Genomic DNA, 12,283 nt, shown 5'->3' with positions numbered 1-12,283 from the left:
ATCATTCGAGGGGTCCGGCCCGAGCGACGGCACGGGCCGGACCGATCGGCAGCACACCCGAACCCGCAGCCGACACTGTCGTCGCCACCACGACCTGCCAGCCGTCGACCGAACAATCCGCGAGTTCGACCCGCATCCGATCCGCGATCGACGACGCGGCAGCGCAGGCTGATTCACCTCCACCGTCGAGCGCGTAGGCGGCGGCGAGCGCCGCGAGGTCGGCCGCGGACTGCGCCCGGTGCCTGCTGACGACCACCCCGCCCACGTGCACGAGGGCAGCCGTGACCACGACGAGCGCGGCCAGCGTGAAACAGGCGAGCACTGTCGCACCGCCGGACTCGTCACGCGCCAGTGCTCGTATCCTCCTCCTCATCCGCTGTCCTGCTCCGGTTCCTTCACCGCCACTGACTCCGCGGACAGTTCGACCACCGGCAGAAGTGTCGCCCGCGCCCGAACCGTCGCGACGACGAACGCACCGTCGTCCCGGATCTCGATCTCCGCCCCGTGCGGGGCCACCCGACCCGCCGCGACGGCCGCGTTGGGGCGGTCGCCGCGTGCGGCGAGGCGGGCGGCTTCCCGGGCTGCGTCGATGCATCGCACCTGTGTGGACACGGCCACGATCGCCCCGATGCACAGCACCACCACGGTGACGATGGAAGCGATCGCGATGGCCGCCTCCACCGTGACCGCACCGGTGTCGCCGCGCGGGCCGGGACGCCCGGTCACACCGACGTGGCGAGTGCCTTGTCGATGATCCCGGTGAGCGCGGAGACGATCGAATCGCCGGTGACCACCGTGTACAGCACCGCGCCGAACGCCGCGGCCGCGATGGTGCCGATGGCGTACTCGGCGGTGGACATGCCGTCGTCCCCCGTCGCAGCCGTCATGATCCGGGCCTGAACCCCTCGAAACATCCTCGACCACATTGCTTTCCCCCTTCATAGATGCCGGCGCGGCGTACCCGCGCCGGGGTCCTTCGGATTCGGTCAGAGCAGCCCACCCTCGAGCACCCGACCGGCCAGCCCGATCACCACCGGGACGATGCCCAGGCACACGAACGCCGGCAGGAAGCACAGCCCCAGCGGTCCGCCGATGAGCACGCCGGCCTTCTCGACAGCGGCGATCGCACGGTCCTCGGCCTCCGTCCGCTGTTGTGTCGCCAGGTCCGCCATCGCCGACGACAGCGCGGCGCCCGATCGAGCCGACCGTCGGGCCATCCGGGCCAACGCCTCGGTCGCGGGCTCCGACGCCACGACGTCCCACGCAGTGGCCGGGTCCGCACCGAGCGCGAGCCGGTCCGCGGTGCGCCGCAACGACTCCCCCAGCGGATCCGGCGCCGACGCAGCCACCGCGGCGACGGCGTCCGGCACCGGCAGGCCTGCTTTCAGACACGCTGCCAGGAGGTCGAAGGTGCCCGCGACGGCGAGCGGGTCCGGCCGCGTCGACGGCGCGTCGTTGGTGGCACGGTCGGCGCCCGCGGTCGTGTCGGCGGCCTCGGCCGAAGCACGCAGCCGTCGTCGGAGGCGGTCCGTGCCGGGGACGACCAGCACCGCGGCGGCCAGCATGAGCGCCGACGTCCACATCACGGCACCGCCCGGTCGACGATTCGGTCGGTCCACGCCAGCCCGAGTGCGCCCAGCACGGTTCCCGCCACCAGTAGCGCGCTGCCGAGGCCGCCCCCGGCGAGTACCCGCACGGGCGCGGCTCCCATGAGCTGTCCCAACCCGATCCCGAGGACGGGCAGGCCAGCGAGAACCGCAGCCGTGGCCCGGGCGCCGGCCAGTCCGGCATCAGCTCTGGCACGGAACCGGCTGCGCCCCTGCAGGTCCGTGCGCGCCGCCTGCAGCAGCTCGGCGAGCGGGAGTCCACGGGACTCGGCCACCGACCACGCCTCCGCCAGCCGGGAGAGTTCGTCGGCGACGACACTGCCCGGCAGAACGAGTCCACCGGCCGCCGACCCACCCAGGCGCGCTCGCCCCGCTGCGGTGCGCAGCGCCACCGAGGCGTCGCCGCGGCACTCCTGCGCGGCCACATCGCACGCCGCCGCCGGGTGCGCGCCGACCCCCAGTTCGCCGATCACGGCCTCGAGCCCGGCCAGCACCTGCGCACGCTCCCGGTGACGCCGCTCGACTTCGGCGCGCCGTCGGTGCCGCCGGCGCGCGGTGGCGAGGACTACCGCCGCGGCGAGCGCCGGGCCGATCGCACCGACGACCACGAGCGGAACGCACGCCGCGAAGGCGGCATCGTACGGCGACACTCGACGCCACCGCGGCCGACACGGCGGCGCACCCCCGCCGCGAGGAGGCGCGGCGGACCGCAGACGGGCCGGCGCACCCCTGCGGGGCACCATCAGGAGGGCCGCCGCGAGCGCCAGGGCGACCGCGCTCACGATTCACCCCGTCGAAGCAGCATGTCCTGCAGCACTTTCCCTGCCGCATGAACTCCCCCACCGAATGTCCAGGCCGGTACCACCTCCACCGTCCCTGCGGGGTCGCGGCGCAGCACCGCGATCTCCGCGAGGCGCCGGCGCCCCGAGGTGTCCCGCTCGACGTGCAGCACCACCTGGACCGCGGCCGCCAATTGGCTGTGCAGTGCAGCCCGGTCGAGCCCGCCGAGTGCGGCGAGCGCCTCGAGCCGCGCCGGGAGCTCGCGGGGCGAGTTGGCATGCACGGTGCCCGCACCGCCGTCGTGACCGGTGTTGAGCGCCGTCAGCAGATCGACCACCTCGGCGCCCCGCACCTCGCCGACCACGATGCGGTCCGGACGCATACGCAGGGACTGGCGGACGAGGTCGCGCACCGTCACCGCACCGACGCCCTCGACGTTGGCCACTCGCGCGACCAGACGCACCACGTGCGGGTGGGCCGGGGCGAGTTCGGCGGCGTCCTCGACGCACACGATGCGCTCGCCCGGATCGACTCGCCCGAGCAGGGCCGCCAGCATCGTGGTCTTCCCAGCCCCGGTACCGCCCGTCACCAGGAACGCGAGCCGTGCGCGCACGATGCGCTCCAGCAGCGAGCGCGCGTCACCGGGCAGGGCACCGGACGCGGCCAGATCGTCGAACCCCTGCGTCGCCTGCCGCAGCACCCGCAGCGACAGGCAGGTCCCGGCCTGGGCGACCGGGGCGAGTACCGCGTGTAGTCGGACACCCAGGTCCCCGCCGCCCGCCGCTGGGAGTCGGCCGTCGACCCACGGCTGCGCGTCGTCCAGTCGCCTGCCCGCGGACAACGCCAACCGCTGCGCCAGCCTGCGCACTGCCGCTTCGTCCGCGAACGTCACGTCGACTCGTTCGAGCCCGGCACCGCGATCGACCCAGACCGCGTCGGGGGCGGTGACCAGTACGTCGGTGACGCCCGGCTGGGCAAGCAGCGCCTCGAGCGGGCCGGCGCCGGTCAGCTCGGTCTGCAACACGCGCAGCGCCGCCAGCAGATCCGTGTCGCCGAGTACGCCACCCGACTCGGAGCGGATGGCGGCGGCGACGGTCGCCGGGGTCGGGTCGCCGTCGGCGGTCGCGAGCCGCTCGCGCACCCGGTCGAGCAGGTCGGTGGAGAACAACGCGCTCATGCCGCCCACCGCCCCGAGCGGGGGCGGGCTGCGAGGACGTCGAGCACCGACCGTGCCGCCGCTGCGAGCGGCGAGCGCTCCCCCGGATCGAGCCCGCCGCGTTCGAGCATCGCGTCGAGACGAGGCGCCGGCCGCATCACGGCGATCACCGGCGCGTCCAGGGTTTCCGCGAGGTCCGTCCCCCGCAGCCCGCCCGGGGCGGGTCCGCGAACAACGATGCCCCGGTGCGGGTTCCGCTGCGTGATCCACGACAGCACCCGCCCGGACGCCACGCCACCGCGCACGGTGGCGGGGACGACCACGACGACGAGATCGGAAAGTTCGACGACGCTCTCGCCGACCTCGCCGGGATGTCGGGCGACATCGCACACCACGAGGCACCCCGCCCGTCGGCCGGCCTCCACCACGGCCGTGGCCGCCGCCGGTGTGAGCCCGCCCGTACGACTGTCTCGATCGCAGGCCAGCACGCTGACCCCGGCCTGCGCGGGCAACGCGGCATGCAGCGCGTCGGCGAGCACCCGCCCACCCTCGACAGCGAGGCCGGACCACCGTAGCCCCGGCGCTCTCTCCACGCCCAGCAGTAGGTCGAGTCCACTTCCGAGAGGGTCCGCGTCGAGCAGCAACACCCCGGGTGCGCGATCCGTCTTCCGCGCCCGCGCGCCGGCGAGGGCGATCGCGGCCGCCATCGTCGAGGCGCCCGCGCCACCGCTGCCCGCGACGACGGATACGACCGCGCCACCCGCCTCGCGTCGGGTGTTGCGGTCGGCGAACACCGCGACCAGGACGTCCTCGTCCGCCGGCAGACCCAATACCCGGTCGGCGCCCACCTCTGCGGCGGCCTGCCAATCGGCGATGCCCGGAACGCCTGAGCACACGAGCACCACTCGGTCGCGGCGCGGCAGTCCCGCGGCGCACTCGCGCGCCGCGGCGGCGTCGAGCACCACCAGGTCCGCCGACATCCACACGCTGCGGCCGACCGGCGCGGCCGACTCGGCAAACGATTGATCGGTCGCCGCGGCGACGGAGCGCAGGATCTCGAGCACGGCACGCTCGCCGACGGCGGCGACTACCCCGCGGCTGCCGAGAGCGGGGGTGGCACGGGATGCGGTGGTCATGTCGGCCAGCCTGCGGCACCGGGACGCGCCGCCGGCACGTCGATACGTCGAATGTGCACAGATCCGCGGGGTGTGGATGAATTTTCGTACGTTCGTACCAGTTCGGCGGAACGAAACTGTCCCGGCAGCTCTACCACGGGAAATGAGGGGCACCGGGGCCGTCCGGGCCGAGATATGGGACGACCCCCGCCAGGGGGGGAGGAGGCGGGGGTCGTCAGAGTTCAGCCCCGGGGGGTCGGGCTGAACACGCCTGGATCGCGTCCAGGTAGAAGCAATACTACACCCAGGTGCAGGAATAATTGCAAGTTCAGCGATCGCCGGAATCCGCCCGGATCGTCGGGAACGTCCGGTACCCGGTACCGGGCCGAAGACGAGGTCTCTCCCCTATTCTTGGTCGGGTGACCGCCGACCCGAGCGACCTCACCCGCCGCGGACGCACCGCCGCGTTCTTCGACCTGGACAAGACGATCATCGCCAAGTCCAGCGCGCTGGCCTTCAGCAAGCCGTTCTTCGCCCAAGGGCTGATCACGCGGCGATCGGTCCTGCAGAGCAGCTACGCACAGTTCCTCTTCATCCTCTCCGGCGCCGACCACGACCAGATGGAGCGGATGCGGAGCCACCTGACCAGCATGACGGCCGGGTGGGATGTCGAACAGATCCGCGCGATCGTCGCCGAGACCCTGCACGACATCGTCGATCCACTCGTCTACGCGGAGGCCGCGGACCTCATCGCCGACCACAAGCTGCGCGGGCACGACGTCGTCATCGTGTCGGCTTCCGGCGAGGAGGTCGTCACACCCATCGCCGACGCGCTCGGCGCCTCCCACAGTTGCGCAACGCGAATGGTGGTCGAGGACGGCCGGTACGCCGGTGACGTGGAGTTCTACTGCTACGGCGACGGCAAGGTCCAGGCGATGCGCGAGCTCGCCGAGCGCGAGGGCTACGACCTCGCCCAGTGCTACGCCTACTCGGATTCGGTGACGGATCTGCCGATGCTCGAGGCAGTGGGCCACCCCACCGCAGTCAATCCCGATCGCGGACTGCGCCGCGCTGCCGCCGAAAATGGTTGGCCCGTATTGTCTTTCTCCAACCCCGTTTCACTGCGTGCACGACTGCAGTCCCCCTCCCGCTCGACGGTCACCGCGGCGGCCGCCGTGTTGTCGAGCGCCGCAGTGGCCGGCGCCTTCACCTACGGGATGCGTCGCCGCAAACGCTGAACCTGCATCTGCCACAAAGGAAAATTGCCACTTGAAGTGGGTGGGGGCACAGGGTACAAAGGAGTTACGGAAGGCCGGAAAGCCAGGATCGATCCGGAAGAGAAGGACCGATTCCCCGACCGGACTTCCCAGCACGGGTACCAGGTACCCACGCGGAGCACAAGCCACTATAAGGGCAGAAGCGTTGTGGGCTTGCGTGACTCGGATGACTGACGGCAAGGACCCTGCACACGTTGCACGGGACGAACCGGCACCGCCCGAGACCACGCCGAGGCCGTTGACACACAACCCACCTTGCACGCTTGGTAACCCGGAATCCGTGCTAGCGGGTGGCGGCGCCGACCACGGTCGGTGACACCACCCGCTTCGCATGTGCGGGCACCCGCGACTTCCGGGAACGCGAGACCCGGAACGCGCGCTTCGTCAGCCCGCCGCTGCGGCATCCGCGATCGACATCGCCTCGCGGGCACCGGCTTCCAGGGCGCCGCAGCACAGGATCACCCAACTGCCCACGCCCTCGGCCGTGCCGGACGCGAACCCGGCGATGCCGTCACGGTAGGCCGGCGCGCGACGCATCCAGCTCACCTCGGGCACGCCCAGGTTGTGCGGATCGAGACCCGTCGACGTGGCAACCAGTCGGGATGCGGCACGGGCCACGATGCCGTCGGCCACCCCGAACGGTCGCAGCGCGAGCAGCTCACCGTGCACGACCGCCGCGAGCACCGGTGCGGGCGCGTTCGTGCCCCCCGTCACCAACTGCGCGAGCATGTCGAGACGCTCGCCGACCCCGGGATCGGTCCGCGGCCGCCCCAAGGTGGCGGCGTCGTCGACCAGGTCCGCCGCGGCGAGCAGGTGCAACCGGGCGAGCGCCTGGAGCGGCGCTCGCTGCCACGTCGGCAGGATGATCGTGAGCGCTTCTCCGTCGAGCGCCTGCGCCACACGCAACGCACCGGACAGCACCGGGTCGCCGACCGTTCCCGGCACCGGCAGCTCGGTCGATCCGCCGTCGATGGACGCCGACGCGCGCGCAGCGCGAACCGACGCCTCGGTGGCCGTCTTGGGCCAGTCCCGGCGGTTGGTCCGGTGTCGGTGCACCTCGCCCAACGCGTCGCGCGCGCGATCCGCGGCGTCGACGACACCCGGGAGGTCCAGCAGCGGCTGCAAGGGATCAGTCACGCTGTCAGACGCTACCCGTCTCTGCGGCGCCGGCGCCGCGCCGGTACGGCGTCGAGCAGGCGCCGGGTGTACTCGTGTCCGGGGTGCTCGAACACGTCCTCCGCGGCCGCTTCCTCCACCACTCGGCCGCCGTGCATCACCACGACGCGGTCGGCGATCCGCCGGACCACGGCCAGGTCGTGGCTGACGAAGACGTACGTCAGCCCCAGGTCGCGCTGCAGTTCGTCGAGCAGACGCAGGATCTGGTCCTGTACGACGACGTCGAGAGCGGAGACCGCCTCGTCGCACACCAGCAGTTCGGGTGCCAGAGCGAGGGCCCGGGCGATCGCCACCCGCTGCCGCTGCCCGCCGGACAACTCGGCCGGGAAGCGACGGGACAGATCGGCGGGCAGTGCGACGCGCTCGAGAAGGTCACGCACCCGCCTCGCACGCTCGCCGCGATCACCGATCCGATGCACCCGCATCGGTTCCTCGACGATCCGGAACACCGAGTACGTCGGGTCGAGGCTGCCGTAGGGGTCCTGGAACACGGGTTGGACGCGGCGTCGGAACTCCTTCTCGCGGCGGCCGAGTGCCGCCGGATCGGTGCCGTCGAACAGGACCGAGCCGCCGTCGGGAGGCAGCAACCCCAGGATCATCCGCGACACCGTCGTCTTACCCGAACCCGATTCGCCGACGATCGCGGTGGTGGTGCCGCGGTCGACGGTGAACGAGACGTCGTCGACGGCGATGACCTCGGCGCGTCTGCTGTGGAACAGCTTTCGCAGGCCGTCGACGACGAGGAGTGGATGCGCGCCGGCCGGCGCGTTCGGAGGTTGCCGGGTCGGGGTGGCCCCGAGCGACGGCGCCGCCGCGACGAGCCGGCGAGTGTACGGATGTTCGGGTGCGGTGAGAATCTGCTCCGGCGAGCCGGATTCGACGACGGCACCGGCGTGCATCACGACGACGTGTTCGGCACGCTCGGCGGCGACCCCGAGATCGTGCGTGATGAGCAGCAGTGCAGTCCCGAGTTCGTCGGTCAGGCGTTCGAGATGGTCGAGTACGCGCTGCTGGACGGTCACGTCCAGCGCCGACGTGGGTTCGTCGGCGATCAGCAGTCGTGGCCGGGCGGCCAACCCGATCGCGATGAGGACCCGCTGACGCATACCACCCGAGAATTCGTGTGGGTAGCGCCCGGCGCGGGCCTCGGCGTCGTCCAGACCCGCCTGCGCGAGCAGTTCGGCCGCACGGCGGTGGGCCGCCCGCCCCTTCGCGATCCCGTTGGCGGCGAGCGTCTCGCGCACCTGGAACCCGATCTTCCAGACGGGGTCGAGATTGGTCGCGGGGTCCTGCGGCACGAACCCGATTCCGCTCCCCCGGATTCCGACGAAAGTTCGCTCCGACGCGTGTGCCAGGTCGCGCCCTTCGAACGTGATGCGGCCGCCCGTCACCCGGCCTGCGCCCGGCAGCAGCCCGACGAGCGCGTGCGCGAGGGTCGACTTGCCCGAACCGGACTCGCCGACGATCGCGACGGTCTGGCCGCGCTGCACCGTGAGATCCACGCCGCGAAGCGCACGCACCGCGCCGGTACCGGTGCCGAAGGTCACCTCGAGCCCGTCCAACTCGAGCAGCGGCGCGGTCACCGGTGTCTCGCTCGCGTCGGATCCAGCGCGTCGCGCAGGGCGTCGCCGAGCAGGACGAACCCGAGCACGGTGATCGCGAGCGCGCCGGCCGGATAGAACAGGATCGTCGACCCGCGGCGCAGGGTGACCTGCGCGGTGCTGATGTCGCCGCCCCACGAGACCGTGGTGGACGGTAGCCCGATCCCCAGGAACGACAGCGTCGCCTCGGTGACGATGAAGGTCCCCAGCGACATCGTCGCCACCACGATGATCGGTGCGAGCGCGTTGGGCAGCACGTGCCGGACGAGGATCGACGGCCCCGACATGCCCACGGCGCGGGCAGCGAGGACGAAGTCGCGTGACTTGGCCGAGATGACCGCTCCGCGAGCAATTCTCGCCATCTGCGGCCAGCCGAACAGCGCAAGGACCGCCACCACCGTCCAGATGGTCCGCTGCGCGAACAGTTGCATGAGCACGATCGCCGCCAGGATCAGTGGGATCCCGAAGAAGATGTCGGTGACACGGGACAGCAGCGAATCGGCCCAGCCGCCGTAGTAGCCGGAGAGCGCGCCGAACAGCACACCGATCGCCAGCACGGACGCGGTCACGCACACCCCGACGGTGACGGACGGGCGAGCGCCGTAGACAGTGCGCGCGTACACGTCGCAGCCCTGGCGGTCGAAGCCGAACCAGTGCCCCGACCGCGGCGGTGCGAGGCTGTCGGCGATGTTGCAGTAACGCGGGTCGACACTCGTGAACACCGACGGGAACAGCGCGACCGCGGCCACGACGGCCAGGATGACGCACGCGACGAGGAACATCGGGCGCCGCCGCAGCCGTCGCCACGCCGATCCCCACATCCCGCGCGCCTCAGGCATAACGAATCCTCGGATCCAGGACGGCATACAGCAGGTCGACGAACAGATTCGCGATCAGGTAGACCACGACGAGGACACTGACGAACGACACGACCGTGGGCGCCTCGCCGCGGATGACCGCCTGATAGATCGTGCCGCCGACCCCGTTGATGTTGAAGATGCCCTCGGTGACCACCGCACCCCCCATCAGCGCCGCGAGGTCGGCGCCCAGGAAGGTCACGACCGGGATCAGAGAGTTGCGGAGCACGTGCACCCACACGACCCGCGGCCGGGACAGACCCTTTGCGGTCGCGGTCCGCACGAAATCGGCGGAGAGCGTCGTCGCGACCGACGTGCGCGTCAGCCGCAGCACGTACGCGAACGAGACCGCGGCGAGCACACACGCCGGCAGCAGCAGGCGCGACAGACTGGTGTCGGCGCCGACGGTGGGCGGCGCCAGCCCCCAACGGATTCCGACGAAGAACTGTGCCAGGAAGCCGAGCACGAACACCGGTATCGCGATGAGAACCAGACTCAGGACCAGGACGGTGCCGTCGAACACCCCGCCCTGCCGGAGGCCGGCGATCAGTCCGGCCCCGATCCCGAGGACCGTCTCGATGACGATCGCCGTGAAAGCGAGCTTCAACGTGATCGGAAAAGCCTGCGCCAGAACCTCTCCGACGGGGCGTCCGGAGAACGACGTGCCGAAGTCGAGCGTCAGGAGCCCCTTCAGGTACAGCAGGTACTGCACCAGGAACGGCTGATCCAGGTGGTACCGGGCACGCAGTTGCTCGGTCACCGCGGGGGTGAGTGCCCGATCCCCGGCCAGTGCCGCGACCGGGTCTCCGGGGAGGAGGAACACCAACGCGTAGATGAGGAACGTGGTTCCGATGAACACCGGAATCATCTGCAGCACACGGCGCCCGGTGTACCGCAGCACGGCTAGTCCTTCTCGACCAGGTAGTAGAGCGGCACACCGTCCCACCCGATCCGGACGTTCGTCACGTACTCGGACCAGCCGCCCGACGCATTGCGGTTCCAGTTCGGCACCGCCGGCAGGTCGCGCAACAGGATCTGTTGTGCGTCGTCGATCAGCCGCTGCGATTCGACCGGATCGGTCGCCCCCGCCGACGCGCGCAGCAGAGCGTCGAACTCGGGATCGGAGTACTCGCCGTCGTTGGAACTACCTCCCGTCTGGTAGTTCTGCGCCAGGAACCCGTACTGCTGCGGGTAGTCGGCCTGCCAACCGGAACGGAACGCGGTCCGGATCGTCCGCTCGGTGGCCTCGGTGCGCAACTGCGCAAAGGTCGGGTACGGCGCACCGTGCGCGTCGATGCCGAGCGTGTTGCGAATGCTGTTGCAGACGGCGTCCACCCAGTCCTGATGGCCACCGTCGGAGTTGTAGGCGATCGCGAACGTCCCGCTCCACGACGCGATGGCGTCGGCCTGCGCCCACAACGCCCGCGCGCGGTCGGGGGCGAAACTCAGGTTCGCGGATCCGGGCAGGTCCGGCGACCAACCGGGCACGGCGGGACTCGTGAAGTCGCGGGCCGGTGTGCGCGTACTCGCGAACAGTCGCTCGGTGATCCGGTCGCGGTCGATCGCCTGCGAGATCGCCTGCCGCCGCAGCCGCCCCTCCTCGCCGCCGAAGTGCGGCAGCCGCTCCGGGATGGTGAACGTCTCGATCGTCGCCGACGGCTGATTCACGGTCCGCCCGGGCAGGTCCTCCTCGAACGTGTCCAGTGCGCTGGCCGGGACGCCGTCGAGGACGTCGAGATTGTTCGACAGCAGGTCGGTGTACGCGGTGTCGAGACTGCTGTACATCACGAAGGTCACCCCTTCGTTCCGCGGCGTCCGCGGGCCCCGGTAGTCGGCGTTCACCGTGAGGTCGATGCGCACGTTGTGCTGCCACGCGTCGTCGCCCGCGAACCGGTACGGGCCGTTGCCGATCGGGTGCTGCCCGAACGCGGCCATGTCGGCGTACGCGGACCGCGGCAACGGGTAGTACGCGGCGAATCCCAGGCGTTTCGGGAACGCCGCCTCCGGTTGTTTCAGCGTGATCGTGAAGGTCTTGTCGCCGAGTACCTCGAGTCCGGACATCGTCGTCGCGGTCGGGTTCGACGCGGCCACCTCGTCGTAGCCCTCTATGGGGTCGAAGAACGAGGACTGCAGTTGCGCGTTGGTGGACAGCGCGCCGTAGTTCCATGCGTCGACGAACGAGTGCGCGGTGACGGGCGTGCCGTCGGTGAACGTCCAGCCGTCCTCGAGCGTCACGGTGTACCGCCGGCCGTCGACCGTCTCGATCGACTGCGCGACCTCGTTCTCCACGTCGCCGGCCGCGGTGTACGACACCAGGCCCGCGAAGATTGCGTCGAGCACCCGGCCGCCGGTGTTCTCGCCCGTGTCGGTGGGGATCAACGGGTTCTGCGGCTCACCACTCCACGCATAGACCGTGTGCGCGCTCGGGGCCGTCGCTCCGGCGCAGGCCGCGAGCAGCGCCGACACCAGCACCACGACAAGCGTCGACGCCACCGCAGCCGCCCAGCTCCGCCGAACAGTCACCGCCACCTCCCGAAACACTCGGTTGGTTCCTGCGACGATAAACAGCGCCGGCGCCGGCCGCCGCAGTCCCGCGCTCCCCGACCGGATCGGCACCCGTTCGAGGCCCGATCGCAACGTCCCCGCCGTGCGGCGACCGCCTGTCGCACCGTTTCGACCGATCGCCGCACACAGCGACCACTCCACGGGAGCGA

Annotated in this window: 13 protein-coding genes; 1 reads left to right on the top strand and 12 read right to left on the bottom strand. The window is 71.1% G+C overall.

All coding sequences use genetic code 11. The annotated features are described in order from the left end of the window. Position 1: 1 nt before the first annotated feature. From C7H75_RS02890 to ssd, 7 genes are read right to left on the bottom strand one after another with little or no spacing between them, the layout of a single operon-like run. A complete protein-coding gene (locus C7H75_RS02890; protein WP_044990402.1) occupies positions 2 to 373 on the bottom strand; it encodes an Rv3654c family TadE-like protein in 372 nt (123 codons plus the stop codon). After that, positions 370 to 726 (bottom strand): TadE family type IV pilus minor pilin, encoded by a 357-nt coding sequence (locus C7H75_RS02885; protein WP_106850916.1) that lies wholly within the window; start codon positions 724 to 726, stop codon positions 370 to 372. The genes C7H75_RS02890 and C7H75_RS02885 overlap by 4 nt, the downstream gene beginning before the upstream one ends. Further along, positions 723 to 926, bottom strand: a complete 204-nt coding sequence (locus tag C7H75_RS02880; RefSeq protein WP_005515809.1) for a DUF4244 domain-containing protein — start codon at positions 924 to 926, stop codon at positions 723 to 725. The genes C7H75_RS02885 and C7H75_RS02880 overlap by 4 nt, the downstream gene beginning before the upstream one ends. 60 nt (positions 927 to 986) lie before the next feature. Continuing rightward, entirely contained in the window at positions 987 to 1,586 is a 600-nt protein-coding gene (locus tag C7H75_RS02875) for a type II secretion system F family protein (RefSeq protein WP_013414749.1), read from the bottom strand. Then, a complete protein-coding gene (locus C7H75_RS02870; protein ID WP_037084670.1) occupies positions 1,583 to 2,389 on the bottom strand; it encodes a type II secretion system F family protein in 807 nt (268 codons plus the stop codon). The genes C7H75_RS02875 and C7H75_RS02870 overlap by 4 nt, the downstream gene beginning before the upstream one ends. After that, positions 2,386 to 3,564, bottom strand: coding sequence for a TadA family conjugal transfer-associated ATPase (locus C7H75_RS02865; protein WP_064079776.1), 1,179 nt, complete (start codon positions 3,562 to 3,564; stop codon positions 2,386 to 2,388). Before C7H75_RS02865 ends, C7H75_RS02870 begins: the two co-directional genes overlap by 4 nt. Beyond that, positions 3,561 to 4,679, bottom strand: a complete 1,119-nt coding sequence (gene ssd / locus C7H75_RS02860; protein ID WP_106850915.1) for a septum site-determining protein Ssd — start codon at positions 4,677 to 4,679, stop codon at positions 3,561 to 3,563. The genes C7H75_RS02865 and ssd overlap by 4 nt, the downstream gene beginning before the upstream one ends. Positions 4,680 to 5,077: 398 nt before the next feature. Between ssd and C7H75_RS02855 the strand changes: the two genes are divergently transcribed. Continuing rightward, positions 5,078 to 5,896 (top strand): HAD family hydrolase, encoded by an 819-nt coding sequence (locus tag C7H75_RS02855; RefSeq protein ID WP_005515815.1) that lies wholly within the window; start codon positions 5,078 to 5,080, stop codon positions 5,894 to 5,896. Positions 5,897 to 6,319: 423 nt separating this feature from the next. Here C7H75_RS02855 and C7H75_RS02850 read toward each other — a convergent pair whose 3' ends face one another. From C7H75_RS02850 to C7H75_RS02830, 5 genes are read right to left on the bottom strand one after another with little or no spacing between them, the layout of a single operon-like run. Further along, complete coding sequence (locus C7H75_RS02850; RefSeq protein ID WP_005515817.1) at positions 6,320 to 7,072, bottom strand: Fic family protein; 753 nt, start codon at positions 7,070 to 7,072, stop codon at positions 6,320 to 6,322. 11 nt (positions 7,073 to 7,083) lie between these two features. After that, positions 7,084 to 8,694, bottom strand: coding sequence for a dipeptide ABC transporter ATP-binding protein (locus C7H75_RS02845; RefSeq protein ID WP_106850914.1), 1,611 nt, complete (start codon positions 8,692 to 8,694; stop codon positions 7,084 to 7,086). Beyond that, positions 8,691 to 9,551, bottom strand: a complete 861-nt coding sequence (locus tag C7H75_RS02840; RefSeq protein ID WP_022593881.1) for an ABC transporter permease — start codon at positions 9,549 to 9,551, stop codon at positions 8,691 to 8,693. Before C7H75_RS02840 ends, C7H75_RS02845 begins: the two co-directional genes overlap by 4 nt. Next, positions 9,544 to 10,470: an ABC transporter permease gene (locus C7H75_RS02835; protein ID WP_005515820.1), complete on the bottom strand. Its 927-nt coding sequence runs from the start codon at positions 10,468 to 10,470 to the stop codon at positions 9,544 to 9,546. The genes C7H75_RS02840 and C7H75_RS02835 overlap by 8 nt, the downstream gene beginning before the upstream one ends. A gap of 2 nt (positions 10,471 to 10,472) precedes the next feature. Further along, positions 10,473 to 12,092 carry a peptide ABC transporter substrate-binding protein gene (locus C7H75_RS02830; RefSeq protein WP_226347563.1) on the bottom strand — a complete coding sequence of 540 codons (1,620 nt, stop codon included), beginning with the start codon at positions 12,090 to 12,092 and terminating at the stop codon, positions 10,473 to 10,475. Positions 12,093 to 12,283: the final 191 nt, after the last annotated feature.

Origin of the sequence: Rhodococcus (subgen. Prescottella) equi (assembly GCF_003013675.1) — a bacterium.
Classification (GTDB): Bacteria; Actinomycetota; Actinomycetes; order Mycobacteriales; family Mycobacteriaceae; genus Prescottella; species Prescottella equi.
This window is presented reverse-complemented; position numbering and strand designations above follow the sequence as displayed.